Here is a 26708-nt window from a genome sequence, read left to right as displayed (position 1 = left end):
CCGACCGATTAAAATCATTGACTCTAGTACGATGCCACTCAATCTTACTCGTTGTCAGTGGGCCAAATTTCGAAAGACTAAAGCTGGCGTAAAACTTCACCTTAGGTTAGTTTACGTGGATCAGGAATTGGCATACCCAGAAAAAGCCATTATCACAGATGCTTCGGAACACGACCGAAACCAACTTGAAATACTCGTTGATGATAAAGACGCCATGTACGTGTTTGACCGCGGGTATGTTGATTATGAACGATTTGATCGTTATACAGATGATGGTATCTTTTTCCTATCCAGACTAAAGAAAAACGCAGTTATTCGAGAGATTGAAACGTTTAACATTCCAGAAGGTAGCCCAGTAACATCAGACAAAATGGCCTATATCGGCACAACACAAAAGCGATGTGAAAATGTGTTTCGTATTATTGAAACCGTTGATTCAAAAGGACAATTACTACGCTTGATTACCAATCGCTTCGATTTAACAGCTGAAGAAATTGGAGATCTATACCGTTCAAGGTGGGCAATTGAGCTCTTTTTCAAATAGTTAAAACAGCACGTAAAAATTAAAACTTTTTTTGGTTATAGTGAAGAAGCAGTTCACAATCAACTGTTTTTAGGACTGATTACGTACTGCCTTAGTGTACTTATCCAACTAGAAATCAAAAGTAAGCAAACACTTTTACAGATCACTCGATGGTTGAAGAGAACTTTATGGCGGCCAGTCCATGTATGGTTCAGTTATATTAGTCCCAAAGGGATTCCGTAAGAACTTTACTAGCTGACCGTCACTTAAGAACTAAATGTATAATTTTACCAAATGGACAGTACCACCTTTCGCTTGGTGTTGTCTTTTTAGCTCATTTGCCACGAAGTGCAAAATACAGAATATTCTAACTTATAGAATGCAGTTTTATGCAACACTAGTGTCTTTTGTAACAATTAAATGTTTCATATGCAAGTTAACATCAGTGAATTTTAAACGTTCCATTTCCTTATATAAATCTATAAACTGTTTAGTCAAAGAAAATGGTATAGTATTTTTATTCTTTAAAAATTTATCTAATGTTATCCCGTTAATATATTCGATTACTATATAGTTATCTCCCCAATCATATAAATTAGGAAAAAGCGGGGAGTGTTGAGCTTCGATTAGTACCTCTTTTTCAGCTCTACAATGTTCTACATTAGGATATATTTTTACACATTTTTTATCCGTTAGTTTAAAAACAGCCCCTTCATCCCCACTTCCAATATGTTCATAAGGGGTCGGGTTATTGACAACTTCAACTATTTTCCCAGTAGGGTTAGAAATCTTGATTAATGTAAAGTCATTCACAATAAGTAACCTCCTGAAATATTTATTAATATGTTATGCTAATAATCTTTCAAGGGTTTGTACTAATAACCTACTAATTAAATTTTTCATGTTGAAGTCCAATGGTGCTTACACTTTGAATTTATTTCAAAAGGTACTTTTCTATAAGATTATTGTTTCTGCTATTAGATAAATAGCTACTCTTAATGCAAAAATAGTTGCTAACAAAATTTGTTTTTATACAGGTGAAACTAACTTTAACCCTATAGTTGAAGCAATAATGATGGCAATAAAAACGAGACGGAGCATGTTTTTAGGTTCACCATAATACACCATAGCTAAGATAGCCCCACCAGCGGCGCCAATTCCAGTCCAAATGGCGTATGCGGTTGACATTGGTAGTGTTTGTAAAGAAAGAGCTAGAAATAGAAAACTTGAGGCAAAGGAAATGACTAAATATAATAAAGCTTGCCAATTACGGTCCTGATGTAATTTGTTAATCATGACGACACCGACCATTTCAAAGATTCCCGCTAATAAGAGCAAAATCCATGCCATTATCGATCCACCTCTTTTTCAGCTATAATTTCTGGGGTCACAATTTTTAGGCCTACAACACCTACTAATAAAAATAAAATGAGAAGGATCTTCGTCATTTGAAACGGTTCTTTAAAAATAAGGATATCAGCTATTACGGTACCTGCTGTTCCTAATCCAACAAAAACAGCATAAACAGTACCAACAGGCAGTTTTCTTCCAGCCATGATCATTATGTAAAAGCTGATAAAGATTGCTATTCCTGTTCCAAGCCACATCCATACGGTATTAGAATGTTTTAAACCGATGACCCAAAGCACTTCAAAAAAAGCTGCGACAAAAATACTGATCCAAACCTTTTGCACTATATACACCTCTTACTTAAATAATCTTTTTGATGTAAGTCACACATTTCCAGTAGGGTGTTTTACCCCATTTAATACTGTTCAAAATGCGTTTCAAAAAACAAACAAATTTTTTTACCCTAATGAAAAAGCCCGGGAAGATATAATAACTTATATCCTCCCGGGCTTTTATCCCTCCGTGAACACAGCAGAACTGTGCGTCTTCTCTCGGACCAGACCAGATAACGAAAAAGATGCGGAACCCTAGAAAACTTAAACATGTAATTAAAAAAGATAATAGCGTAGAAATTATTATTTGTAAAGACCATATTTTAAATTTGGAACGAGTTCATTAGAGAGGCTGGATCCCTTCATTTTATTATGGTAAAATAATGCAAATATTAACAGGAATGGAGCGGTTCGGATGTCGAAAATGACTTGCGTCTCGATTCAGATAGGAAAGCCAAAAACAATTGAACATAATGGGAAGGAATTAAATACAGGAATTTATAAAACACAAGTTGAAGGACCTGTTTTTATCGGTAAGTTGAACGTCGAAGGCGATGGACAAGCAGATAAAGAAAACCACGGCGGTAGAGACAAAGCGGTATGTGTTTACCCATACGAGCATTACGATTATTGGCAGAATGTATTAAATCGTGAGATGAGTAACGGGGCGTTTGGTGAAAATTTAACGGTCAAAGGTATGTTGGAAACGGACGTTTGTATTGGAGATACGTATCGTGTTGGGGACGTAGTTGTACAAGTTAGCCAACCACGGCAACCTTGTTATAAGTTGGCCAAACGAAATGAAGTGGATGATTTGGTTGTTCGAGTTCAAGACACAGGGTATTCAGGATACTATTTTCGAGTGTTAGAAGAAGGGTTTGTCGATAAGAATGATGCGATTGAATTGATCGAACGCCATCCAAACGAAGTAAGTGTCGCCTTTGCTAACACCATTATGTTTAAAGAAAAAGGTAATATAGATGGTATCAAAACTATACTTGCAGTAGATGAGCTATCAGATAGCTGGAGAAAGACATTAATGAAACGCTTATAATATTGTGCCTGGTACCATTAATTTATAAAAAAGAGTTTCGATTTAACTACTATAGGGTATTTGTAAAAATAGAGGTTGATTCTAAGGGTTCTTAAGGTCAGTTTCTTTTGATGTATCAATTTCTAATTCATATGCAGAAAGACGACTTATATCCATTTGATATAATTTGTCTTTTTTTCTGGCCTGTTATCTATTGAGTAAACCATAACTATTTTTCATCAGGTTAGTTTAATGAACAAATATTTGATTTTTAAATCGATCATTTTCACCAATTTTCTTCTTATTCACATCAACCATTCAGTGAAATTCCCCTTTATATGTGATTGAAAGAATATTTAGTCCAACTTTTTCCCGACATTATTCTCCTGTAACTCCCCTTTTTTTACAAAAAAACATTTTTTGTCAATGTTATATAATATTAGTTTAAAATAATATCTTAGAGAGTACTTGCTTATTATTTTTCGACCTTTTTAATCGATAGATTGTCTTCATATCTGTTGGATTAGTAGTTATTTAGAATATGAAAGTGGTACTTAGGATCACGATTGACGGGATTAATCTAAAGTAAGAATCGTTTTTTTATTATATCAAAAAAACTTTTCGGAACTAAATAAATATAAAAAGGTGAAATTTATGTCTTATTTTGAAATAAAATATTTAAATTTTAACCATTGTTTAAAAAAATGAAAATTGTTACCATTAAAAAAACACGAAAGGAGGTAGAAAAGATAAAAAAGCGAGAAAAATGACGGATTTTGAAAACGGTTGTATCAATTTGTTTTCAATTCGATCTCGGTATTGTCACAATAAAATAGGTAGGGGGAAATGAAATGCTAAAAAAAGAAAAATTTTGGTTATCTTGTTTATTTACAATGCTAGTTTTATTTCTAACAGCTTGCGGTGGTTCCAGCGAAACTTCTAATCAAGGTAATAATGAAGAAAGCGATAGCAATTCTAATGAAGAAACAATAACTCTTATTGTAGCTTCTGGACTTAGTACTACACATGCAATGTATGAAGGGTTTTACGGGCCATGGATGGAAAGAGTAACGGAAGAAACAAATGGACGAGTACAATTTGAATTTTTCCCATCTGGAGAGCTAGTAGAGATTACACAAAAATTAGAGGGTCTAAGACAAGGAATTGCGGATATTGCAGCTCCGATGTTAACTCCATACGATCCACAACGTTTTCCAATGTCTGAAGTAACTATGTTACCTTTATTGGAATCTGATACATATATTGCATCTAGGGCTTTTAAAAAGTTGTTAGATAGTGATGTCCCAGTTCACGATGGTAAAACATTCTATGAATTGGAATTTGCGGATAAAGATGTATTTGCTCTTCCAATTGGAACTACACAAGAGTATGTAATTTCAACAACAGGTCATGCATTCAATTCATTAAGTGACATATCAGGCACCACTTTAAGAACGCCTTCAAGAATCACTGAACTGTTTGCAACTAATGCTGAGTTAGGTACAGTTACAATGGCAGCTGTAGAAATGTTTGACGCACTTAGTAGAGGGGCTTTTGAAGGAAGCTTTTTTAGTATAGCTGACTGGACAGGTTATGGTTTTCAAGATTTGTTTAAATATTCATTAACAGGAGTTAATTTTGGTCACTTTAATGCTGTATTAGCATTTACACAAGAAAAGTGGGATAGTTTACCTGAAGATGTAAGAGAAATTATGCTTGCGGCTGCTGCAGATTTAGTGGATAGTGGAGCAGCTGAGTATGAAAATCGTTCAGATATAATTATGGCAGAGAATATTGAAAATGGAGGGAAATTTGTAGACATTAATGATATAGACCCAGAAGTGAAAGACCATTTTCTAGCAGGTATTGAACAAACTTGGTATGACTACATTGATCTATTAGAAGAAAGAGGAATAGAAGGTAAACCTCTTGTTAAATTATGGAGGGACTTAATAGTTGAAGAGGGTGCAGTCGTGCCTGACGCGATTATGGAATTAGAGTAAAAATAATATAATCTCTCAACTGGATAAAATGTATGCAGTTGGGAGATTTACATATCTAAATTTTGGAAACGCTTTACTTTAGGGGGGGAACTATGCCTGATATTTTATTAGTAGCACTTGTTGGACTTATATTCTTCTTTTTATTATTATCGGGGTTGTACATTCATTCTGTTTTGTTGGGTGTCGGCCTTATTGGATTATTACTCATCGGAAGAGGACAAATTATACCAGGATTTTTAGGAAATGATCCATTTTTATCAGCTGCGAGTTATACACTTACCACGATCCCACTTTTTCTTCTAATGGCTCAATTCATTTTAAAGGCTGGTATTGTTAAGGATTTTTTTACAATTGTATATAATATTTCGAGAGGAAAAAAAGGGTTGTTAGGGGCATTAACAATAATAGTCGGTGGATTTTTAGGTGCTGTATCAGGCTCAGGCACAGCAACAGCTGCTTCACTAGGACAGGTAGCTGTACCAGAACTACAAAAACATGGATATCGAAGTGATTTAGCGGGAGCTATTGCAGCAGTTGGAGGATCGCTTTCTGGTATCATACCACCGAGTATCATCCTTATTTTATATGGGGTTATTACAGAGACACCGATCGGTGCTCTTTTCATTGGAGCAGTAATACCAGGGTTTATGATTATGTTTGTCTTTATTATGTGTATGTTCTATGCGTTAGCTAGAGCTGATAAGGCAAATCCTGTGGAGACAAAAACGGCACCAAAAAATAAACCGATAAGTACAACAAGAGTAATTACCGTTCTCCTAGTTGGTGCTTTCATTTCATTTGTTATTTTTGGTGGTATCTACACAGGGTTTGTTACACCTACAGAAGCTGGTGCAGTAGGCGCTTTTGCTGCTTTTCTTGCAGCACTTATCTTAGGACAGGTAAATAAAAACTTTTTAATAGAATCTCTAACAGATACTGTTAAGGTTACCGTTATGGTGATTCTAATATTAATTGGGGCAAAGATTTTTAGTCGATTTGTATCGTTATCATTACTACCTAGGAAGCTAGTTGATATGATTGGAGGTTTGTTAGAATACCCTGTCCTTGTTCTAGGCCTTCTAACAATAGTTTTTTTCCTCCTATTTATGTTTATTGAAGGTGCTGCTGTTATTTTAATGACATTACCTGTTCTACTACCTATTATTCAAATGATGGATGTTGATGTTTTATGGTTTGGGGTGTTTATTTCAGTTATTTGTACTTTAGGTTTAATAACGCCACCTGTTGGATTAAGCGTTTACGCGGTTTCCGGTGTAAGTAAAATTGGCTTAGAGAGTATTTTTAGGTACACTACAGTATTTGCTGTTGTTGTTGCAATTGTAGTGTGTGGATTACTAATTCTTTTCCCAGGACTTGCTACATGGTTACCGAGTACAATGTAATAAAAATAAAGGTAAGGTGGTGAGGCTATGCCAGAGTCATATTTTAAAAGTTATAAAGTTTTTAATAGAATAAAATTTATTGGTTTGATAATAAGTGGGATGGGCATATTTCTAATGATGGTATTTATTGTAGGGGATGTATTAAGTCGGAACTTTTTTAATAAATCCATACCTGGAGGTTATGAAATAGTACGGAACTATTTTATGCCAGTATCTATTTTTCCAGCATTAGCTTACGCATATAGTACGGGAATTTTTCCTCGAATTACAATGGTCGTTTCACGATTCAGTAAAAACTATCAAAGGTTTAATGTGATAGTTATGTTAGCTGCAGAAGGAATATTGTTTACTTTACTTGCTTGGTATGGATTGCAATATGCTTTAGAAGGTGTAAGAGAAGGGCTTGCCTTTCCAGCTGGAGGGAAACTTTATCCACTTTACCCATTTATATTTCTCGTACCAATAGGAGCTGGATTACTAATAATTGAAGTGATCTTTATACTCATAAAGAACCTTTATGAAAAGGAACCTAGTATGAGAGTATTAGAAGATCAAAATGAAGAAAATTATTCTTCATAGAAATAATTGTGTCTTTGAAATAGGTTTTCTATCAATTAACCCTGACGGTCCGAGATCTTAATTGAACACTATAGCCATGACAAATGGTTAACAACGTATCGCTATAGTGAACAAAAGAAATTTGTAATTTATAGAAACTAATAAAAAATGCCCCTCGCTTTTAAAACAATTAAAAGCGGGGGGCAATACTTATGAGTTAAGCTCAGAAAGAAGACCTTTCAGCTTCTCGTTGCGCTCGTTTTGATCTTCTTTAGATGCTAAGTCGTACTTCTTAAGTAAATGAAATAACTCATTAAGTTGTGATTGACGAAGAGGTTTGTCTAAGAGATCTTTCGTTGCTTTGTATAACTCCGTTGGTAAAAAAGCCTGTTGATCAGCAAGTTTCTTTTGAACATCTTCCACTGGATGATCTAATTTACATGAACTCATAGTTACACACCTCCTTTGAAATATGGTACCAGGAACAAGGAACCTTTGATACAATGAAACGTTAAAGGTTCCTGGTACCGATTCTAACCGCCAATTCGTGACATCTCGACTTTATTGCGTTTGTTTTTTAGATGACTGCGGTCAACGGAATATTGATCTTTCCGTCCTTGCCAGATGGCTTGGATGTGTTTTGCAACTTCTTCATCAGATACTGAAGATCGTAAAACGTCTCGCAAGTCATGCCCCTCAGATGAGAAGAGGCATGTGTAAAGCTTGCCTTCGGCTGAAATACGAGCTCGATTACAACTTTTACAAAATGCATCTGTGACCGAGGAAATGATGCCAATCTCGTCATTCGAACCAACGTATCGGTAACGTGTAGCCACTTCCCCGACATAATTCGGATCAATCGGTTCAAGTGGCATATCCTTATGAATATCTTCGATGATTTGATTTTTAGAATAAACATCATCCAGACGCCATTCATTCGTATTTCCGACGTCCATAAATTCAATATACCGGAGGATGTGGCCTTTTTCACGGAAAAACTTCGCCATAGGGACGATTTCTTTTTCATTCATACCACGCTTAACGACCATATTAATCTTCACTTGTAAGCCAGCTTCTTTTGCAGCATCAATACCATTAAGCACTTCCTGAACAGATACCCCTCTGCCATTGATTTGACCAAATAGCTCATCGTCAAGAGAGTCTAAGCTTATTGACACACGCATCAAGCCAGCCTTTTTTAAAGCTTTCGCATGCTTTGGTAAAAGTACACCATTAGTTGTCATCGCAATATCTTTTACGCCATCAATTGCATTGATTTTCTCAATAAGTTGAGGTAAATCTTTGCGCATTAACGGTTCTCCACCTGTAATTCTAATTTTTTTGACACCGAGAGAGTTTACGAATAGCCGAGTTAACCGTTCAATTTCTTCAAATGATAAAATTTCATGCCGTTCTAAAAAAGGATAATCAGGTCCGAACAATTCAGCAGGCATGCAATACGTACAGCGAAAGTTACATTTGTCCGTTACTGATATTCGTAAATCTCGAAGCGGTCGATTAATTTGATCATAGACACTTTGGCTTTTACTCACGATAGCAACCCTCCTTTTGAAAGATAAGAAATAGGGTGTCAACCTTGGCGAAATAATAGAATTTTTTCCTTATATTTAATAAATGCTAAAAATGCGTTATGCTACTCCACGATTCGGTGCGGGTGGGAGTAAACGTTAAATGATGAACCTCGAATAAATCCAACCGCTGTAATATTTAAATCTTGAGCGAGTTTAATCGCTAAATCCGTTGGAGCAGATTTCGAAAGAACGATGCCGACGCCAATTTTAGCCGCTTTTGTTAAAACTTCTGAAGAGATTCTTCCACTAAAAACTAGAACTTTATCACGAACTGGAATGCGGTTTATAATACAATGTCCAAAAAGTTTATCTAACGCATTATGACGGCCAATATCTGAACGATCAACTATGATGTCGTTAGGGTCACAGATCGCAGCATTATGAACACCACCCGTAGATTGAAAAACGAGACTACTTTGTTGCATCTTTTTCATAAGATCAAGACATTGCTTTCCTGTTAAAGTTGTAGTAGAAGTAGACGTTTTAGCTGTTCTAACATCATTGTGAAAATAAAATTGTCGACTTTTTCCACAGCAAGAGCCAATAAATCGTTTTGAATAGTATTGTTGACTTGTTATTTGATTTGCATGCAAGTCTACATAAGCAAATCCTTTACTTTCATCTATTTTTAAACTTTTCACGTCATCTTTAGTGCGAATGACACCTTCAGACGCTAAAAATCCGATCACCATCTCATCAAAATGTGTGGGGCTACAGACAATTGTTGCAAATTCATCACCATTGACGTACACCGTTAATGGGAATTCACTAACGACCTCATCTTCTATGGAGAGGAATTTGCCGTTGTTGTATTTTACGATAGGCCATTTTCTGCTCATTTGTTCATCCAAAATTTATTTCACCCCGAGTCATATTCATAATTACTAAACTATATAAACATATTCTTTTCTATTAAACAAGTTAAATCTGTTACTAATATTTTATATTAATAACATATCTATTGTAAAAATGTTTTAAAAAATTGTTGTAAAAGTGTTGATATTAGAGTGAAAACAAGGTATATTATTACTGTTCAAAAATCTGTAACATTTAAGATCTGAGATAGCGACCCTGTCATCGGTTTAAATGTTTACTAGATTACAGCGGAAATTGTTGGTCATAAAGTAGTGAACCTGCTTGATACTAACCGTCGCCAAATCTTACTTTTATTGAATGTTTCTATACGAAAACGTTTTCAATAAATAGGTAAGAACATAGCGACGGTTTTAATTTTGTCCAAAAGTAGAGAAAAAGAACGAAAGGAAGATGAACGTGGGGAAAATAAAAAATCGGTGGTTAATTGCTTTAGCCGCGGTAGGAATACATATTTCTATAGGATCGGTTTATGCTTGGAGTGTATTTACGAACCCGCTTCAAGAACAATTCGGATGGAGCTTGAGTGCCATTTCGTTAACATTTAGTATTGCGATAGCCTTTCTAGGATTATCTGCGGCATTCATGGGACATTTTGTAGAAAAACATGGACCTAGAAAGTCTGGACTTGTGGCTGCAACATTCTTTGGAATTGGGTTAATCGGTTCGGGACTAGCCATTAATATGGAAAGTTTAATCTTATTTTATATCACATACGGAGCTCTTGGTGGAATTGGACTAGGTGTAGGATATATTACACCTGTATCTACGCTTGTAAAATGGTTCCCTGATCGTCGCGGTCTAGCAACAGGTCTTGCGATTATGGGATTTGGTTTTGCTGCGATGATTGCAAGTCCGATTATGGCAAATTTAATTTCTTCCGTAGGAATAGCGAATACATTTTTCATTTTAGGTGCGGTGTATTTCATGATTATGACGTTATCTGCTCTATATCTTGAACGTCCACCTGAGGGCTGGATGCCTGAAGGATTTAAACAACAAGTTGCTACAGGCGCTAAAAAACCTGCAGCTGATTTAGCACAATTAACGGCAAATGAAGCAATTAAGACGAAACGCTTCTATTATTTATGGGTGATGTTATTTATTAATGTTACATGTGGGATCGCAATTCTTTCGGTTGCGTCACCAATGGCGCAAGAAATTGCGGGGCTTTCGGCCGCAGCTGCAGCAACAATGGTCGGTATCATGGGTGTATTTAATGGTCTAGGACGACTCGGCTGGGCATCGGTTTCAGACTATATCGGACGACCGAATGTGTATACAGCATTTTTTGCGATTCAAATTGTGACATTTTTATTATTACCGAGTCTTACACATGCAATCCTTTTCCAAGCAGTCCTTTTCTTAATTTTAACGTGTTACGGTGGAGGTTTTGCAGCTATTCCAGCCTACATTGGTGATATGTTTGGAACAAAACAATTAGGAGCGATCCACGGTTACATTTTAACAGCATGGGCCGCAGCTGGTATCGTTGGTCCAATTTTAGCTGCGTGGATCCGCGAAACAACAAATAGTTATGCAGGAACACTCTACATTTTCGCAGGAATGTTCGTAATAGCACTTATTGTTTCATTAGTCATACGCCTAGATATTAAAAAGCTTAAAGAAGCGCAAGACCCAGCCGAAAAGCTTGCAAGTTGACAAGTAATGTTCAAATGACTACTCTTTTAGGTAGATAATATAAAAGGGTTGGCGCACAATGAACAAATATGAAGCTGAATTTAGTAATTTAGTTCGCTCGTTTCGAAAAAAACATATGGGGAAAGGCCCGAGTAAGATTAATACGAAGTTTTGTAAAAACTGGGCGATTTGTGAAATGGAGGGCAATCTTTCCCCGATAGAAAAGTTTATTGCAACAGCAGATGAAGGAAAGCAAATGTTACGTGCGGCTAGAACAGAGATGGTCAAGGACATGTACCGGAAAAATCCACCCGCAGAAATGGAAGAATTTCTTGAGTGTAAATTTGTCGAGCTTTTCGTTGATATCAATATCGAAAAAGATCTCGGGATGTCCATCTTTGTATTTGATGAAGACATTGAAGAGAAATTTTGTAAATCAAATAGCTAGGTTTGGCACTTAACAGCGATCCTGTCAAAGACTTAACCACCGACTTGCCTTTTCCTCCTAGAAAAGAGATTTCGGTGGTTTTTTGTTTCTAAAAGACAGTTGAAAGAAATAAGTAAATATAAAGGTTTAGTAAGAATGAAGGAGTGTTAACAATGGGAAAAACAAAACATCCAGGTCCAATGAAAAAAGCAAAAATGCCAGATCCAAAACTGTGGGTAAGTCCCGTTCCATTCGGATTAGGAAAATTAAAACCAAAGCACATTCGTGATTCGTTTAAAATTGCTTGGGATAATAAAGATAACTTAGGGTATGCATCAAGAATTATTACAAAAGGGGTTTGTGATGGTTGTGCTCTAGGAGTATCTGGTCTTTACGACCAAACACTTACAGGGCCACACCTATGCACAACGCGTTTAAACGTTCTTCGTTTGAATACAATGCCAGCGATTAAGGAAGACATTTTACATGCTGATATTGATGAGTTACGAAAATATGATAGTACCGAATTACGTCAATTAGGAAGAATTCCGTATCCGTTGATCCGAAGAAAAGGTGAAAGAAAGTTTTCACGCTTGACTTGGGATGATGCAATTGACATGATCGCAGGTAAAATGAAAAAACTAAATCCGAAACAATATGCATTTTATTTAACCTCAAGAGGGATCACAAATGAATCGTATTATGTGGCAGCAAAAGTGGCTCGTTTCCTTGGCGCAAACAATATTGATAATGCATCTCGTATTTGTCATTCACCTAGTAAAACAGCACTAAAGCGTTCGATTGGTGTAGGAGCATCGACGGTAAACTATCAAGATTGGATTGGCACAGATGTCCTTTTATTCTGGGGAAGTGTAGCATCTAATAGTTCACCAGTGTCTTCGAAGTACATGTTAGAAGCGAAGAAAAAAGGAACAAAAATTATTATGATCAATCCATATAAAGAACCAGCAATGGAAAAGTACTGGATCCCATCCAATGCAGAATCTGCCCTTTTTGGAACGAAACTTGCTGATGATTTTTACCAAGTAAATATTGGTGGGGATATTGCGTTTATGCACGGAATTATGAAGCATTGGTTTGATATGGAAGAAAATTCGTACGGTTCTGCGGTTAATCATGAATTTGTGGAACAGCATGTGAATGGTTATGAAGAGTTAAAAGCAACAGTAGAAGCGCAAAAATGGGAAGACATAATTAAATCTTCAGGTATTTCGAAAGAGAGAATTATTGAACTAGCGGAATTGCTAGCTAGAAGTAAGAATGCTGTGTTTGCTTGGGCATTAGGATTAACGATGCACTCGTTTGCAACTGATAATATTTCACAAGTGGCAAACCTTGCTCTTTTACGTGGATATTTAGGGCGCAAACATGCGGGACTAATGCCGTTCCGTGGTCACTCTAGCGTACAAGGAAGTGGTGAAATGGGGGCCGACCCATTCGTTCTTCCTGGTGGGGATTTTTATGGTGAAAATATTGAACGAATTGAAAAGCTATGGGGCTTTACACTTCCGAAATGGCAAGGAGATACAGTTGGTATTACACTCGAGAACATTGTGCTTCCAGAAGGTCATGAAAGAAAAGTAAAGCTATATTACATGTCAGGTGGTAACTTTTTAGAAACAATGCCAGACCCTCACTTTGTTGAAAAGGCATTATCGGAACTCGAAATTCGTGTCCATCAAGATATCATTTTAAATACATCGACACTAGTAGATGCAAAAGAAGCGGTCATTGTGTTACCTGCAAAAACCCGCTATGAGCAAGAAGGTGGCGGAACATCAACGTCAACGGAGCGTATGGTATATTTCTCACCTGAAATTGAAGGAAATAAAAATAGAATTGAAGAGGCTCGTACGGAATGGAAGATCTATATCGATCTAGCAAAACGAGTTAATTCTAAAATGGCCCATTTAGTAGACTTCAAAGATGCTAATGATGTAAGAGAAGAGATTGCGAAAGCCAATCCGAGTTATGAGGGGGTTCAACATCTGAAGAAACAAGGAGATGTGTTCCAATGGGGTGGTGCTTGGTTATGTGAGGATGGAATTTGTCCAACTCCAGATGGAAGAGGAAACCTGGTCCCAGTTGAAATCCCTGATCTTGGAAAGAGCAAAGGCCAATACCTTCTAACGACTCGTCGTGGTAAACAATTTAACTCAATGGTGTATAGTAAGAAAGATCCATTTAATGCAGCGAGCCGATATGATGTCTTGATGAATGCAGAAGATGCAAAAACATTAAGTATCGCTGAAGGTGAAGGCGTTGTAGTTTATAACGGATTCGGTGTATTTCAAGGAAGAGCGAAGTTTGTTGACATTGCTCGAGGTAACGTTGAAGTTCACTTCCCTGAAGGTAATTTCTTACTTCCAAGAGGAAGATATGAAAAATTTGCGGGTATTCCAGATTACAACATCGCTGTTTCGGTTGAAAAAGCGGACCGCTTCAATGCTCGTAAAGATCGAAAATATTTAGAAAAGCCAGTTGAAGATTTAGAAACGACAGTTGGATAAAGCAATTAAAGTAAAAAAGAGATTTGGCGGAGTGCCGAATCTCTTTTTTCTATATGTTTAGTAGAGCTTTGCCGACATACTTTTAGTTGAAAATGATTTGCGGTTATTGAATTGATATATACAAATGAGAAAATTCATTCTCAGCCTATTTTATTTATAATTGTAATGTAAACAATGTCTGGGGTGGATTGAAATTTTTGTTTTACCTAACATAGTCGCCGCTTTTACCACCTGATTTTTTCTGGAGGAATGTTTGTCCGATAATCATGCCTTTATCGACTGCTTTACACATATCGTAAATGGTTAATGCAGTCGCAGATGCTGCTGTTAAAGCTTCCATCTCGACTCCTGTTTTACCTGTTGTTTTAACAGTGACTTCTATATGTAATTCATAATGATCAGGCTCATTCGTTTCCCAACGAAACGCAATGTCGACTCCAGTTAATTGCAAAGGATGACACATTGGGATCCAGCTGGATGTATTTTTTGCAGCCATTACACCTGCCACTTGGGCAACTGCTAGGACATCGCCTTTCTTGAAGGTTCCTTCAATAATTTTTGTATAGATTTCTTGGTTTACTTTTATACTAGATTGAGCAATAGCAATTCGAGTTGTCACTTCTTTTTCAGAAATGTCGACCATCTTTGCTCGGCCTTGTTCGTTAAAATGGGTTAGATCACTCATTAAAAATCCTCCTTTATTAATTGGTTTAATTTTACCATGAATGATTTATAAAATGCGAAAAGGAATGTGTATAATGTGTTTATGATGTATTAAAAGAAAGATTTGGTATAATTTTAAAAGAAGATAAATAGGGAGGGTGCACTAATGTCTACATTTGAACATAAGATGGAAGCGCCAAAATCGGTAAACTGTATGATTATTACCGTTTCGGATACTCGAACGCTGGAGACGGATAAAAGTGGTGGGCTAATTAAAGAGTTACTTGAAAAAAATGGACATATTGTAACTGAGTATCAAATTGTGAAAGATGAGTATGCTGAAATACAAAGCTTGCTTAAACGAGCAGAAAAGAGAGCCGATGTTGATGTGGTCCTTTTAAATGGGGGAACAGGAATTGCCCTGCGTGATACAACCTATGAAGCAGTAAAAGACTTGTTACATAAAGAGATGCCAGGATTCGGAGAGATTTTTCGTTACTTAAGTTATGCCGAAGACATAGGAACAGCAGCTATTTTAAGTCGTGCAGTTGCTGGAGTTTATGGTTCGAAGGCAGTATTTTCCATGCCTGGATCATCTGGTGCAGTAAAACTTGCGATGTCACGCATTATTATTCCAGAACTCGGTCACGTTGTACGAGAAATTCGAAAAGATTTGAGATAAAGTTAGCAACATTAAAGAACTGTGCTTTTCAGTTCTTTTTTTGTTCTTTCATAAGGTTTTTCTTATAAAACCACAACCAATTACTCGGAAAATAGAAAATTAATATTTAAAAACAGTATATTTTCCTTATCTATCCTAATCTTAGGAACCCCCTTCTAACCTTTAGTTCACTATAAATGACTTGCTATAAAAGAATAGAGGAAGTTCTCGATTTATGTCTAATTATTATATTTACCGTCTTAATATAGATTATTGTAGTTCATCTTAGTTTACGAAAGGAACGGTTGTATGAGTAAAGAAATTGATCAGAGAGATCCTCGATTTAAGATCGCTCATCGCGAAGCGTTGATAGGTGTAGGGCTTGTAATTTTTAATTTTATTTGGTGGTATGGGTTTGCGTATGGGTTAGGTTCGGCTCCAGTTGAGGAGTATACATATGTTTTGGGTTTGCCTGCTTGGTTTTTTTATAGCTGTGTACTCGGTTTTCTAGTAATGGTCGTCTTAGTTATTTTTGTTGTAAAGGTATGGTTTAAAGATGTGTCTTTTGAGGATGAGGAGGAGTCAAAATGAATTGGCCTGTCATCATCCCTCTCATTATTTTTTTATTGACAATATTTGCTGTAGGTCTTTGGTCTTCAAGGTATTTAAAAACAACGAATAATTTTTTACAGGAATACTTTTTAGGGAGTCGAGAACTCGGGGGGTTTATTCTCGCGATGACGATGATTGCGACTTATGGAAGTGCAAGTAGTTTCATAGGGGGGCCTGGTGTTGCTTATACCCAAGGCTTAGGATGGGTCCTTTTAGCAATGGCTCAAGTGGCTACAGGATACTTTGTTTTAATGGTACTAGGGAAAAAATTTGCAATTTATGCGAGGAAGTATAAAGCGATTACGTTAATCGATTTTTTAAGACAGCGTTATGAAAGTAAGTGGGTCGTTTTATTTTCAGCATTTAGTATTATTATTTTTCTGTTCTCAGCGATGGCAGCTCAATGGGTAGGTGGTGCCAGGTTAATTGAGTCGTTAACGGGGCTCAGCTATACGTCGGCCTTATTCATTTTTGCAGTAGCTGTACTCGTTTATGTTATTATCGGTGGTTTTAGGGCTGTTGCTCTTACGGATACGATTCAAGGTGTTGTAATGTTTTTTGGAACATTAATTATATTAGTAGGAACGATTATTGCTGGTGGTGGGATTTCGAATATCGTTTCAGAGCTTGTTGCCGAAAACCCTAATCTTGTTACCCCATATGGTCATGATGGTAGTTTAACGCCAGCGTATGTATCTTCTTTTTGGATTTTAGTAGGTGTCGGGGTGGTCGCTTTACCTCAAGTAACAGTTCGAGCGATGGCTTATAAAAATTCCAAAGCAATGCATCGTGCACTGATCACAGGGACGATTGTGGTTGGCTTTATTATGCTTGGAATGCATTTGATCGGGGTGTTTGCTAGACCTATTTTACCTGGTATTGAGGTGGGAGACTCGGTAATGCCTTTGATTGCATTAGAAGTATTGCCACCGTGGCTAGCAGGAATTGTGTTAGCAGCACCGATGGCAGCGATCATGTCCACGGTTGATTCGCTATTATTGCTTGTTAGTTCAGCCGTAGTAAAAGATGTGTATTTAAACTATATCAAACCAAGTGCATCAGAACGCCAAGTGAAGAGGATGAGTATCGGTGTTACAACTATATTAGGGCTATTTGTGTTTGGTTTAGCATTAAGCCCACCAGATTTATTAATTTGGTTAAATTTATTTGCATTCGGAGGGTTGGAGGCTGCATTCATCTGGCCAGTGATTATGGGGCTTTATTGGCAAAGAGGAAACAAATACGGAGCATTGTCCTCGATGTTTGTTGGTGTGAGTACGTATATACTTATTCATACGTACTCACCTAATATATTTGGAGTTCATTCGGTTGTTTTTCCAATTGTTCTTTCATTTCTTACGTTCGTCATCGTTAGTTTAGTAACGAAACAAAACACACGAATAGAACAGGTTCATGTTTGAGCATTCGCCAATGTATTATATAGATGAACTTATAAACTGAACTACACGCGGACTACATTAACACTGTTTTAATAGTGTTAATGTAGTCCGTATTAACTATAAAAATCACTATTTCCCCTTTTTTTATGATATAATCACATTAGTTATTTATTTATACAACATCCGATTATTTAACCGTATTTGCAACTCGATGAAAGGGTTCCTTATCAATGTTAAAGCAAATGATAAAAAATGAAATAGAAAAAGAAAAGGGTTTAGCTAGTAAACTAGTAAATATCTCAAGCCTAAAGAGTAAATCTTCGTTATATAAATTTCTTAATGAAACAGATCGTGAAATGGATAATTTTGAAGGTTTATTGGAAATGGTTCGCTTTCTATTTTCTAATCGGGAATTCGAAATTATGGGTTCGTATTTACGAGAAGTTAATCCTAATGGGAAGACAGCTAGAATCAGTCTTGAGTATGCAACCATCAATCGTTTAAATAGTTTAAAAAAATACATGTTGGAAAAACTAGATGCTAGTAAAAATGCAGAAAGTAGAGAATGGGCGAAAACATATGAAATAGACCAACAAGTCATGGATGGACAAATTTCACCTAGTGATGCTAATATTCTTTTAGAAGATTTAAAACTTAAATCACAAGAAATGAAAGTTTTATCTAAGGTTTTTATGATCTATAACTTTTTTGACTTGAAAATGATGGATCGATGTCAACAAGTTGGATTTTTATTAGAAGATAGTATTGATGAATTAAGTAAATATCCTTTTTTAAAGAAATCATTACGTTGCCGAATTGGGCTTATCAATATGTATTTCGGGATTCGTGAAGATGGGATCCGTTATGGTGAACATGTTATAGAGAATGCAGTCAGTATTCTAACGAAGGCGACGGCTTATCAAGCGATCGGAATTCTATACATTAGTGAAAGTTATGAGGTTGCTTATTCATATTTAACAAAAGCATTGGAAATATACAGCGAAGTGAATTCTAATAATATTATTTCGACTAAACAAACGATTAATTTTCTACAAAACTATTGGCATAAAGAACCTGAATATCTAGATTTTAAATCACAAGACATCTATTCTCTTCACGAAGTTGCTTTTTACTTCATTCAAAAAAAACAGCACGATAAAGCGCTAGAGATCTTAAATAAAATCGACAGAGATGATCTAAAACATTTTGTTAAAGGGTTTCATTACTTTTACCGAGGGCTTATCTCAAAACGTCGTGAAGACTTTTTAGAATCTTTAGTACATTTTAAATATGCGAATCAAAAAATGTTTGTCCATTTTCCTTTATTAGAGTTAAAAAAACTTGGCGAAGATGAATTGACTTTGAAAGTATTACAAATTTAATAAATATGAACGATCAATGACGCTTTCTACAATGAAAGTGTCATTTGTCGTTTAACGACAAGTTTCCGAATCTTTGATTTTTAAAATAAGGAAACTCATAAGAATATTTGACAAATATAGTCATATATTTGTATAAGCATATTTCAACAAAGAACGACATCAGGCTTATGGGGGAGCTGATTTTATGAAAATAGGTACGAAGGTAAAATATAAAGATAAAATTTATTCTGTCTTTTGGCTTTATGATAGTGGGTATTGTGAAATCAAAGAAGAAGACTATTTTCATGTTGTCTTAGTAAAGTTATCAGAAATTGAACCGATTGATTAGCTTATCGTTGTTTTTGATACATATAATAAAACGAAGTTTATTTTAATTTCCAAACGCGTGTTCTAACTCCACTGTCTTTAGACGGTATACGCTTTTAGTCTTATACATCGATGTCCATACTTAAGGTGTGAGGTGAAAGTATGGACGGATATAAGAAGAATAGTCATGCAGTCATTGACATCAAGTTTCATGTAATCTGGGTAACAAAGTATAGATATAAAGTGTTACAAGGGGCCAACACTTATGGGCAAGGGGCTATTTTTGTGCAACAGTAGGAACAGTAGATGAAGAAACAATAAGAAATAATATTGCGAACCAATTCAATGTTCAGAAAAATCTTAACAATGCTCTGTAAATTAAAAGACGTTGCTGAGCTTTTTTGTTTTCTAGTGTATGCGGTCTTATGAAGGGACGAAGGTTTCGTGTATAATAATGCATGTAGGAGTTAAGGGTCGTCCAATAGTGGAGATGAGGATTTAAACGTGGAATGAACATCGAGGAGTTACTGTTGAATAGAGAAGGAAGTGATTCACTATGGGAGTAATTCTGGAAATTATTCAAGTCGCAGGTTTTAGCAATTCGGGGAAAACAACATTAATTGAAAACATCGTAAAAAGTTTAAAGGAACTAAACAAGAGCGTTTCCGTCATTAAACATCATGGCCATGAAAATCGTTTAGTTGCATTAGATGCAGGAAAGGATTCGGCGAAATTTCGTGATGCAGGTGCAACAGGCACGACGGTAGTTGCGGGGAACACCATACAAATGCATTTTGATCAGGAAAAAAGTTGGTCGGTGTCAGATGCTCTTCGATTTCAACAGTTTTTAAACATTGACGTAGTCATCATCGAAGGTTTTAAACAGGAACCGTTTCCGAAGGTTGTCATAGTTAGAAGAGAAGAAGATGTTCAATTGCTCCAGCAACTTAAAAACATTCAAGTCATTATCGTTTGGAACAATATAAAACTTCAGGGGAATTTCGGTGTTCCTATTTTTGTAATAGATGAATTTGATGAATTTTTTGAATGGTTAATGAATAATTGGTTAGAGATAAACAGGAATAAAAAAGAGGTAGAGGAGTGAGTTTGGTTTTATATACCAATCTTTATATTGGTTAAATTTAATAGTTATAGTATTAACAAAAGAATTCGAGGGTATTAATTAAATTATTTCTTTTTATTACTCATCAATTTATCTTTATCTTTCATTTGATTACCATATTGTAAGGAGATAAAAATCAAAATTAAAGGAAACTACCTCATTATTAATATTTTGAATTAAAAATTAGAAATAAGACCAAACCTGTTTCGGTGTGGTCATAAAATAGTCGGGTCATATGTGAGTTTTCTAAGTAAACTGAACCTGACTAGTCAGGTGCAATATCTTTTTTCGTATTAATATTTCGAAATGCTTCAAAATTGTTGAATTCATTTTCATCGAGAAATTTTGTATTAATGACTTTAAAAAGGGCCCCCATTTTTAATTGATGTTCTTTCAAATGTTTTTCAACCGTTGGTAAGCAACGTCTATGGTACACAGCAATTAGAGGTTGATTTTTCCCCGCGATTTTTGGAATGAAAGCATCTTGTTCGGGATATTTTTTGGTGTATGAGAGTAAACGTATAATTATTTCTTCTGTAATGAATGGCGTATCGCACGGGAGAGTGACGTACCATTCGGATTGTACTTTTTTCATACAAGTATAAATACCAGCAAGTGGTCCAAAACCACGAAATTTCTCTACATCGAAAATAACTTCATACGTTGTTTGTTGTTTAATCGATTCAAGTAGTTCAGGTTGACTAACAATTGTAATGTTTTCGACTGTATTTTTTAAAGCCTCAATACTGTATTGAAAAAAAGGTCTTCCGTCTATATGATAAAGGGCTTTTGGTTCCCCGAACCGGCGCGATGCTCCACCAGCTAATACAATACCTACTATTTGATAAGAATTCATTCCAACCCTCCTTTCCTCAAACCAATAACTAATTAGATTATTTCATAAATATGTTGTTTTTTCTATTGAATGGATTTCCAATATATAAGTAAAAAAGATTGAATAATAAATTACCAAGCAAAGCTAAATTAAATCATTATAGAAAAGCAGGCTCCTCCATAACTAAAGAATGGAGAGGCCTGTTCTTTTATGCGGTCTAAAGTTTAACATTTTACTTCAGCATTTTTTCTTGAAAAGAAGAACCAGTTTACGATTAAGCTGATGACGTAGTATCCGATAAAGATATATAAAGCTAAGTTGGCATCACCAGTAGTATCAATAGACCATCCGAAAATTTTTGGAATAAAGTAGGCACCGTAAGCGGCAAATGCTGCGATTAACCCTAGAACGGGTGCTGCAAATTTCTCTTCAAAAATAAACGGAACCATTCGGAAAGTTGAACCGTTGGCAATTCCTGTTCCAGCAAATAACACTAAGAATGAAAGTAAGAAGCCAGTAAAATTACCATTGTTTAAGAAGAAAATAACGCTAAATGTTGCTGCGATCATTACAATTATGGTCCAAAATGTTACTTTTGCACCGCTATTCACTTTATCAGAAATCCATCCACCAAATGGACGAATAGAAGCTCCAACTAATGCCCCTAAAAAGGCATAACTCATAACGTTAATCTCTGGGAACTCAGCACGGATCAATAAAGGGAAAGCTGCCGCAAATCCGATGAACGATCCAAAGCACATTACGTAAAGCCATGTCATAACCCACATATGTTTCATTTTTAATACAGATAATTGACTCTTAATGTTCGGTTTAGGAACAGGAAGTTCATCCATAAAGAAAAGCGTAGCGATCAGTGAAGCAATAATAGGAATGACCCAGATAAATGCTGCATTTTGAATGTAAACGACACTACCATCTGCTAATGTTTGGCCACCACCAGTGAGTGCACCAATAAACCCTAACCCAATAACAATTGGAGTTGCAAACTGAACAACACTTACACCTAAGTTACCGATACCAACGTTAATTCCATTGGCCGTACCTTTTGCTTTTTTCGGATAAAACGGATTTAATGTAGCAGTAGACGATGCTAAGTTTCCTCCACCAAGTCCACATAAAGCCGCAAGAATTACCATTGTAGTAAAACTTGTTTCTGGGTTTTGAACGGCAAATCCAATCCCGATTGCTGGTATTAATAATAAGGCTGTAGTTAATAATGTTGTTTTTTTCCCGCCAATTAAACCAGGCATAAATGTATAGAATAAACGTAAAGTTGCACCTGTTAATCCGGGAAGTGCAGCTAACGTAAATAATTCACTACTTGTAAAGTTAAAGCCTACATCATTTAAACGGACAGCTGTAACGGACCATAATTGCCATACAATGAAAGCTAAAATTAAAGAAAATACTGATAAAATTAAGTTCTTTCTAGCAATCTTTTTCCCTTCATCTTCCCAAAACGTCTCGTTTTCTGGCTCCCATTTCGTTATTTTCGCCATGATCTATTCCCCCAAAAATAATAGTGTTTGATTTTTTTAACATCGATGTTTCTTACAAAATCGATCATACAATCAAACGAAAGAGTTGAAAGTGATTTTTGTCACAACTAAATATTTGTTTTCTTTTATTATAGGGACATAGCAAAATATTAAACGAAATGTTGTCCACTATCACAGTTTTGTCGGTTTGGTACACAAGATTCGATGAGACTCGGAATGGAATTGGAAAAATGCTTTGAACGTCTTGACACACCTCATAAAGTCAAAATGGGTGTATCTGGTTGTCCTAGAAACTGTGCGGAATCAGGAATAAAAGATGTCGGTGTCGTTGGTGTTGATGATGGCTAGGAGCTTTATGTCAGCAGAAATGGTGGTACTGACCATCGTAAAGGTGACTTGTTATGTAAAGTTAAAACAGAACAAGAAGTGTTAGCTAATCCTGAAAAAAGAGCAGAGTTATGTAAATTAGATGAACTTCAGGAAATGGTTGGGCAAATTTTTATTGTAGACCAAGAGATTGTAGTTTTTCGGTTAGTGAATGGGGATGTTCATGTTTACCTAAGTAAGGGTCAGGTTAAAAAATCGTACATTTAGTGAACATAGCTTAAGTGTGACTACTATTGTGATTTTAATCACAGTGTAACGAATTACGGCATTGTTATACTAAATTTATAGATAAATAGAAGGTAGTAGTGGAAGACGTTATTAGAAAAAAATATTAAGTAAGAGTTCTTACTACATTCTAATGACGTCCTCATTTTATTGAAAATTTCCAAGGAGTTGAACAATATGAGTCATCCACAAGGTTTCAAAAAAGGGAATTGGAATCAAGAAATTGATGTGAGAGATTTTATACAAAAAAATTATACATTATACAATGGTGATGATACTTTTCTTGTCCCTGCAACAGAAAGTACAAAACAGTTATGGGAACAGGTCATGGAACTAACGAAAAAAGAGCGTGAAAACGGTGGGGTTTACAATCTAGATACTGAATTGGTTTCTACGATTACATCACATGGACCCTCTTATTTAGATAAAGAAAAAGAAGCGATAGTCGGTTTTCAAACGGATGAACCGTTCAAGCGATCGTTACAACCATATGGTGGTATTCGCATGGCAGCTACTGCTTGTGAAGCGTATGGCTATGAAATGAACAAAGACGTAGACCGTTTTTTTTCAGAGCATCGTAAAACACACAATCAAGGCGTATTTGATGCATATACAGATGAAATGAAGCTTGCTAGAAAAGTGGGAATTATCACGGGTTTACCTGATGCTTATGGGCGCGGTAGAATCATCGGTGATTATCGACGGGTAGCTTTATATGGTGTAGATTTTTTAATTAGTGATAAGAAACAATCACTTCAAGAAATGGGAAGTAGAATGTCAGAAGAAGTTATTCGTTTAAGAGAAGAGATAGCAGAGCAGATCAAATCGCTGCAAGAATTGAAAAAACTTGCTGCTTCTTACGGATTTGATATCTCTGAGCCTGCAACTTCGTCAAAAGAAGCATTTCAATGGTTGTATTTCGGTTATTTAGCGGCAATTAAAGAGCAAAATGGAGCAGCGATGAGTTTAGGACGGGTATCGACGTTCTTAGATATTTACATTGAAAATGACATTGAAGAAGGACGTTTAACAGAAGAAGAGGCCCAAGAGTTAGTTGATCACTTTGTCATGAAACTTCGTCTTGTAAAGTTTGCGAGAACTCCAGATTACAACGATCTTTTTAGTGGGGACCCAACTTGGGTAACCGAGTCAATTGGAGGAGTTGGTTTGGACGGTAGACCGTTAGTAACGAAAACGTCATTCCGCTTTATCCATACATTAACGAACTTAGGACCTGCTCCTGAGCCAAACTTAACTGTCATTTGGTCCACTAATTTACCAGAGAATTTTAAGCGCTATTGTGCGAAAATGTCGATTCAAACGAGTTCGATTCAGTATGAAAATGATGACTTGATGCGAGTGGAATTCGGTGATGATTATGGAATTGCTTGCTGTGTATCGGCCATGCGTATTGGTAAGCAGATGCAATTTTTCGGAGCTCGTGCCAACTTAGCTAAAGCACTATTATATGCAATAAACGGCGGTATCGATGAAAAAGCGAAAATCCAAGTAACACCGATGTTTGGAAAAGTTCAAAAAGAGTACCTTGATTTTGAAGAAGTTATGGAGAAATTTGATTATGTTATGGACTGGTTAGCTGAACTTTATATTAACACTTTAAATATTATCCATTTCATGCACGATAAGTATAACTACGAGCGAATCGAAATGGCACTACATGACAATGAAATTCTTCGAACGATGGCTACTGGGATTGCTGGTTTGTCCGTTGTCGCTGACTCTCTAAGCGCGGTCAAATATGCGAAAGTTAAAACGATTCGTGATGAAAACGGGATTGTAGTGGATTATGAAGTAGAAGGCGATTATCCTCAATACGGAAATAATGATGATCGAGTTGATGAAATTGCTCAGGATATAGTAAGACGTTTTATGAAAAAATTGAAAAAATATGATACCTATCGTGATGCAAAGACGACGATGTCAATCTTAACAATTACATCAAATGTCGTCTACGGTAAGAAAACTGGGAATACACCTGATGGAAGGAAGGACGGTGAGCCATTTGCACCTGGAGCTAACCCACTTCATGGAAGAGATAAAAAAGGTGCACTTGCTTCACTTAATTCAGTAGCGAAACTCCCGTATCATCATTCGTTAGATGGAATTTCAAACACATTCTCGATCGTCCCGAAAGCATTAGGAAAAGAGCGAGAAGATCAGGTCACGAATTTAGCGGCAATCTTAGATGGTTATTCCGAAAAAAATGGGCATCATTTAAATATAAACGTGTTTGACCGTGAGACGTTACTTGATGCGATGGAGCATCAAGAATTATATCCACAGTTAACGATTCGTGTATCTGGCTATGCGGTAAACTTTATTAAATTAACGAAAGAACAACAGTTAGATGTTATAAATCGTACGTTCCATGACTCAATCGGAGCGAAACAACCAGTATTAAATTAATTAAAGTGCCAGGCTTCTTTAGTCCGCTAAAGGTGCCTGGCACTATTCAAAAAGGGGCTTTGTATTATATGAAGGGTTACGTACATTCAGTTGAGACATCAGGTATGGTAGACGGCCCTGGTATTCGATATGTTATATTCATGCAAGGATGCTTATTACGCTGTCAATTTTGTCATAATCCTGATACGTGGGAACAGAAAAAAGGTGAGCCAGTTTACGTAGAAGACCTCATCCGTGACATTGAAACATATATTCCGTATTTAAAACGTTCAAACGGCGGTGTTACGGTTAGTGGAGGAGAACCACTTTTACAAATGGATTTTTTGATTGCATTATTTAAACGTTGTAAACAGTTAGGACTTCATACGACCATTGATACATCTGCAGGATGTTTTTCAAAAAGCCAAGCATTTTTGCAGACTTTAGATGAATTATTAAAGTATACTGATTTATTTTTACTAGATCTGAAACAGATTGATAATGAAAAACACAAACAATTAACATCAGTACCAAACACTCATATTTTACATTTTGCTGAATTATTAGCTGAAAAACGACAACCTGTTTGGATAAGACATGTACTTGTTCCTGGTAAGACAGACAACGAAGACGATTTAAGGAATCTAGCTTCCTTTATTAAGTCGTTATCGAATGTTGAAAAAATAGAAATATTACCCTACCATCAAATGGGGGTATATAAGTGGGAGCAGCTAGGATTAGAATATCCTCTCTCACACGTCGACCCACCAGATGAAGAAACGGTGGAACGAGCAAAGCAAATACTCGGAATTGAAAAATAATGTCTACAATTGATAATATACAACAGGGACCTCGAATGTAGACGAGGTCCCTGTTGTATGTAGTAGATAAGTTTGAAAGGATTTAGAAGTACCTTGTATGA

At 36.1% G+C, this 26708-nt stretch carries 24 protein-coding genes, 4 pseudogenes and 1 riboswitch; of the genes and pseudogenes, 19 read left to right on the top strand and 9 right to left on the bottom strand.

The features are described from left to right. A pseudogene (locus BK574_RS08840) lies at window positions 1-766 on the top strand (IS4 family transposase); the annotation flags it as partial. Window positions 767-910: 144 nt separating this feature from the next. Here BK574_RS08840 and BK574_RS08835 read toward each other — a convergent pair. The 3 genes from BK574_RS08835 to BK574_RS08825 all read right to left on the bottom strand — a co-directional run bounded on the left by BK574_RS08835 (window position 911) and on the right by BK574_RS08825 (window position 2217). Beyond that, the gene (locus tag BK574_RS08835) at window positions 911-1336 is read right to left on the bottom strand and encodes a hypothetical protein (RefSeq protein ID WP_078428354.1); all 426 of its coding nucleotides are present in this window, start codon (window positions 1334-1336) and stop codon (window positions 911-913) included. Window positions 1337-1552: 216 nt separating this feature from the next. Beyond that, window positions 1553-1873 carry a DMT family transporter gene (locus tag BK574_RS08830; protein WP_078428353.1) on the bottom strand — a complete coding sequence of 107 codons (321 nt, stop codon included), beginning with the start codon at window positions 1871-1873 and terminating at the stop codon, window positions 1553-1555. Continuing rightward, on the bottom strand, window positions 1873-2217 hold the full coding sequence (locus BK574_RS08825; RefSeq protein ID WP_078428352.1) for a DMT family transporter: 345 nt from the start codon (window positions 2215-2217) through the stop codon (window positions 1873-1875). The genes BK574_RS08830 and BK574_RS08825 overlap by 1 nt, the downstream gene beginning before the upstream one ends. Before the next feature lie 155 nt (window positions 2218-2372). After that, window positions 2373-2475, bottom strand: a riboswitch (guanidine-I (ykkC/yxkD leader). Window positions 2476-2620: 145 nt separating this feature from the next. Here BK574_RS08825 and BK574_RS08820 point away from each other — a divergent pair. From BK574_RS08820 to BK574_RS08805, 4 genes are all read left to right on the top strand, one after another. Next, window positions 2621-3259 (top strand): MOSC domain-containing protein, encoded by a 639-nt coding sequence (locus tag BK574_RS08820; RefSeq protein WP_078428351.1) that lies wholly within the window; start codon window positions 2621-2623, stop codon window positions 3257-3259. A gap of 830 nt (window positions 3260-4089) precedes the next feature. Then, window positions 4090-5241 (top strand): type 2 periplasmic-binding domain-containing protein, encoded by a 1152-nt coding sequence (locus BK574_RS08815; protein WP_078428350.1) that lies wholly within the window; start codon window positions 4090-4092, stop codon window positions 5239-5241. Window positions 5242-5333: 92 nt separating this feature from the next. Next, window positions 5334-6644: a TRAP transporter large permease gene (locus BK574_RS08810; protein ID WP_078428349.1), complete on the top strand. Its 1311-nt coding sequence runs from the start codon at window positions 5334-5336 to the stop codon at window positions 6642-6644. 27 nt (window positions 6645-6671) lie between these two features. Further along, window positions 6672-7223: a TRAP transporter small permease gene (locus tag BK574_RS08805; protein WP_078428348.1), complete on the top strand. Its 552-nt coding sequence runs from the start codon at window positions 6672-6674 to the stop codon at window positions 7221-7223. 189 nt (window positions 7224-7412) lie between these two features. Here BK574_RS08805 and BK574_RS08800 read toward each other — a convergent pair whose 3' ends face one another. The 3 genes from BK574_RS08800 to fdhD all read right to left on the bottom strand — a co-directional run bounded on the left by BK574_RS08800 (window position 7413) and on the right by fdhD (window position 9645). After that, window positions 7413-7652, bottom strand: a complete 240-nt coding sequence (locus BK574_RS08800) for a group-specific protein (RefSeq protein WP_078428347.1) — start codon at window positions 7650-7652, stop codon at window positions 7413-7415. Between the two features lie 83 nt (window positions 7653-7735). Further along, entirely contained in the window at window positions 7736-8758 is a 1023-nt protein-coding gene (gene moaA, locus BK574_RS08795) for a GTP 3',8-cyclase MoaA (RefSeq protein WP_078430811.1), read from the bottom strand. Window positions 8759-8856: 98 nt separating this feature from the next. Further along, window positions 8857-9645 (bottom strand): formate dehydrogenase accessory sulfurtransferase FdhD, encoded by a 789-nt coding sequence (fdhD, locus tag BK574_RS08790; RefSeq protein WP_078428346.1) that lies wholly within the window; start codon window positions 9643-9645, stop codon window positions 8857-8859. A gap of 415 nt (window positions 9646-10060) precedes the next feature. Between fdhD and BK574_RS08785 the strand changes: the two genes are divergently transcribed. The 3 genes from BK574_RS08785 (at window position 10061) to BK574_RS08775 (ending at window position 14266) form a co-directional block, all read left to right on the top strand. Next, on the top strand, window positions 10061-11329 hold the full coding sequence (locus tag BK574_RS08785) for an L-lactate MFS transporter (protein ID WP_078428345.1): 1269 nt from the start codon (window positions 10061-10063) through the stop codon (window positions 11327-11329). A gap of 58 nt (window positions 11330-11387) precedes the next feature. Further along, window positions 11388-11756 carry a Na-translocating system protein MpsC family protein gene (locus BK574_RS08780; RefSeq protein WP_075388768.1) on the top strand — a complete coding sequence of 123 codons (369 nt, stop codon included), beginning with the start codon at window positions 11388-11390 and terminating at the stop codon, window positions 11754-11756. A gap of 152 nt (window positions 11757-11908) precedes the next feature. Further along, window positions 11909-14266, top strand: coding sequence for an FdhF/YdeP family oxidoreductase (locus tag BK574_RS08775; protein ID WP_078428344.1), 2358 nt, complete (start codon window positions 11909-11911; stop codon window positions 14264-14266). 202 nt (window positions 14267-14468) lie between these two features. Here BK574_RS08775 and moaC read toward each other — a convergent pair whose 3' ends face one another. Further along, window positions 14469-14951, bottom strand: a complete 483-nt coding sequence (moaC, locus tag BK574_RS08770) for a cyclic pyranopterin monophosphate synthase MoaC (protein WP_078428343.1) — start codon at window positions 14949-14951, stop codon at window positions 14469-14471. Between the two features lie 144 nt (window positions 14952-15095). Here moaC and BK574_RS08765 point away from each other — a divergent pair, with 144 nt between their 5' ends. The 8 genes and pseudogenes from BK574_RS08765 (at window position 15096) to mobB (ending at window position 20395) form a co-directional block, all read left to right on the top strand. Beyond that, entirely contained in the window at window positions 15096-15611 is a 516-nt protein-coding gene (locus BK574_RS08765; RefSeq protein ID WP_078428342.1) for a MogA/MoaB family molybdenum cofactor biosynthesis protein, read from the top strand. A 288-nt stretch (window positions 15612-15899) separates the two neighbouring features. Beyond that, window positions 15900-16181, top strand: coding sequence for a YhdT family protein (locus tag BK574_RS08760; protein ID WP_075388764.1), 282 nt, complete (start codon window positions 15900-15902; stop codon window positions 16179-16181). Continuing rightward, window positions 16178-17623 (top strand): sodium/pantothenate symporter, encoded by a 1446-nt coding sequence (gene panF / locus BK574_RS08755; RefSeq protein ID WP_078428341.1) that lies wholly within the window; start codon window positions 16178-16180, stop codon window positions 17621-17623. The genes BK574_RS08760 and panF overlap by 4 nt, the downstream gene beginning before the upstream one ends. Before the next feature lie 209 nt (window positions 17624-17832). Beyond that, window positions 17833-18984 (top strand): AimR family lysis-lysogeny pheromone receptor, encoded by a 1152-nt coding sequence (locus tag BK574_RS08750; protein ID WP_078428340.1) that lies wholly within the window; start codon window positions 17833-17835, stop codon window positions 18982-18984. 184 nt (window positions 18985-19168) lie between these two features. Further along, window positions 19169-19312: a hypothetical protein gene (locus tag BK574_RS27845; RefSeq protein WP_169917339.1), complete on the top strand. Its 144-nt coding sequence runs from the start codon at window positions 19169-19171 to the stop codon at window positions 19310-19312. Window positions 19313-19452: 140 nt separating this feature from the next. After that, window positions 19453-19545 (top strand): annotated as a pseudogene (locus tag BK574_RS29220) (IS200/IS605-like element ISW1 family transposase); the annotation flags it as partial. Between the two features lie 38 nt (window positions 19546-19583). Further along, a pseudogene (locus BK574_RS29215) lies at window positions 19584-19667 on the top strand (hypothetical protein); the annotation flags it as partial. Window positions 19668-19846: 179 nt separating this feature from the next. Continuing rightward, on the top strand, window positions 19847-20395 hold the full coding sequence (gene mobB, locus BK574_RS08740; protein WP_075388761.1) for a molybdopterin-guanine dinucleotide biosynthesis protein B: 549 nt from the start codon (window positions 19847-19849) through the stop codon (window positions 20393-20395). Window positions 20396-20678: 283 nt separating this feature from the next. On the opposite strand, the gene BK574_RS08735 is transcribed toward mobB, so the two are convergent. Beyond that, window positions 20679-21269 carry a molybdenum cofactor guanylyltransferase gene (locus tag BK574_RS08735; protein ID WP_078428339.1) on the bottom strand — a complete coding sequence of 197 codons (591 nt, stop codon included), beginning with the start codon at window positions 21267-21269 and terminating at the stop codon, window positions 20679-20681. Window positions 21270-21472: 203 nt separating this feature from the next. Next, window positions 21473-22768 (bottom strand): MFS transporter, encoded by a 1296-nt coding sequence (locus BK574_RS08730; RefSeq protein WP_078428338.1) that lies wholly within the window; start codon window positions 22766-22768, stop codon window positions 21473-21475. A 156-nt stretch (window positions 22769-22924) separates the two neighbouring features. Between BK574_RS08730 and BK574_RS28380 the strand changes: the two are divergent. The 3 genes and pseudogenes from BK574_RS28380 to pflA all read left to right on the top strand — a co-directional run. Then, a pseudogene (locus tag BK574_RS28380) lies at window positions 22925-23200 on the top strand (nitrite reductase large subunit); the annotation flags it as partial. 357 nt (window positions 23201-23557) lie between these two features. After that, complete coding sequence (gene pflB / locus BK574_RS08720; protein WP_078428337.1) at window positions 23558-25807, top strand: formate C-acetyltransferase; 2250 nt, start codon at window positions 23558-23560, stop codon at window positions 25805-25807. A gap of 68 nt (window positions 25808-25875) precedes the next feature. Further along, window positions 25876-26607 carry a pyruvate formate-lyase-activating protein gene (gene pflA, locus BK574_RS08715; protein WP_078428336.1) on the top strand — a complete coding sequence of 244 codons (732 nt, stop codon included), beginning with the start codon at window positions 25876-25878 and terminating at the stop codon, window positions 26605-26607. Window positions 26608-26708 lie beyond the last annotated feature (101 nt).

The sequence above is a fragment of the Alkalihalobacterium alkalinitrilicum genome (assembly GCF_002019605.1).
GTDB classification, from domain to species: domain Bacteria; phylum Bacillota; class Bacilli; order Bacillales; family Bacillaceae_F; genus Alkalihalobacterium; species Alkalihalobacterium alkalinitrilicum.
Note: the sequence above shows the minus strand (reverse complement) of the source record. Positions and strands in the feature narration are given on the sequence as shown.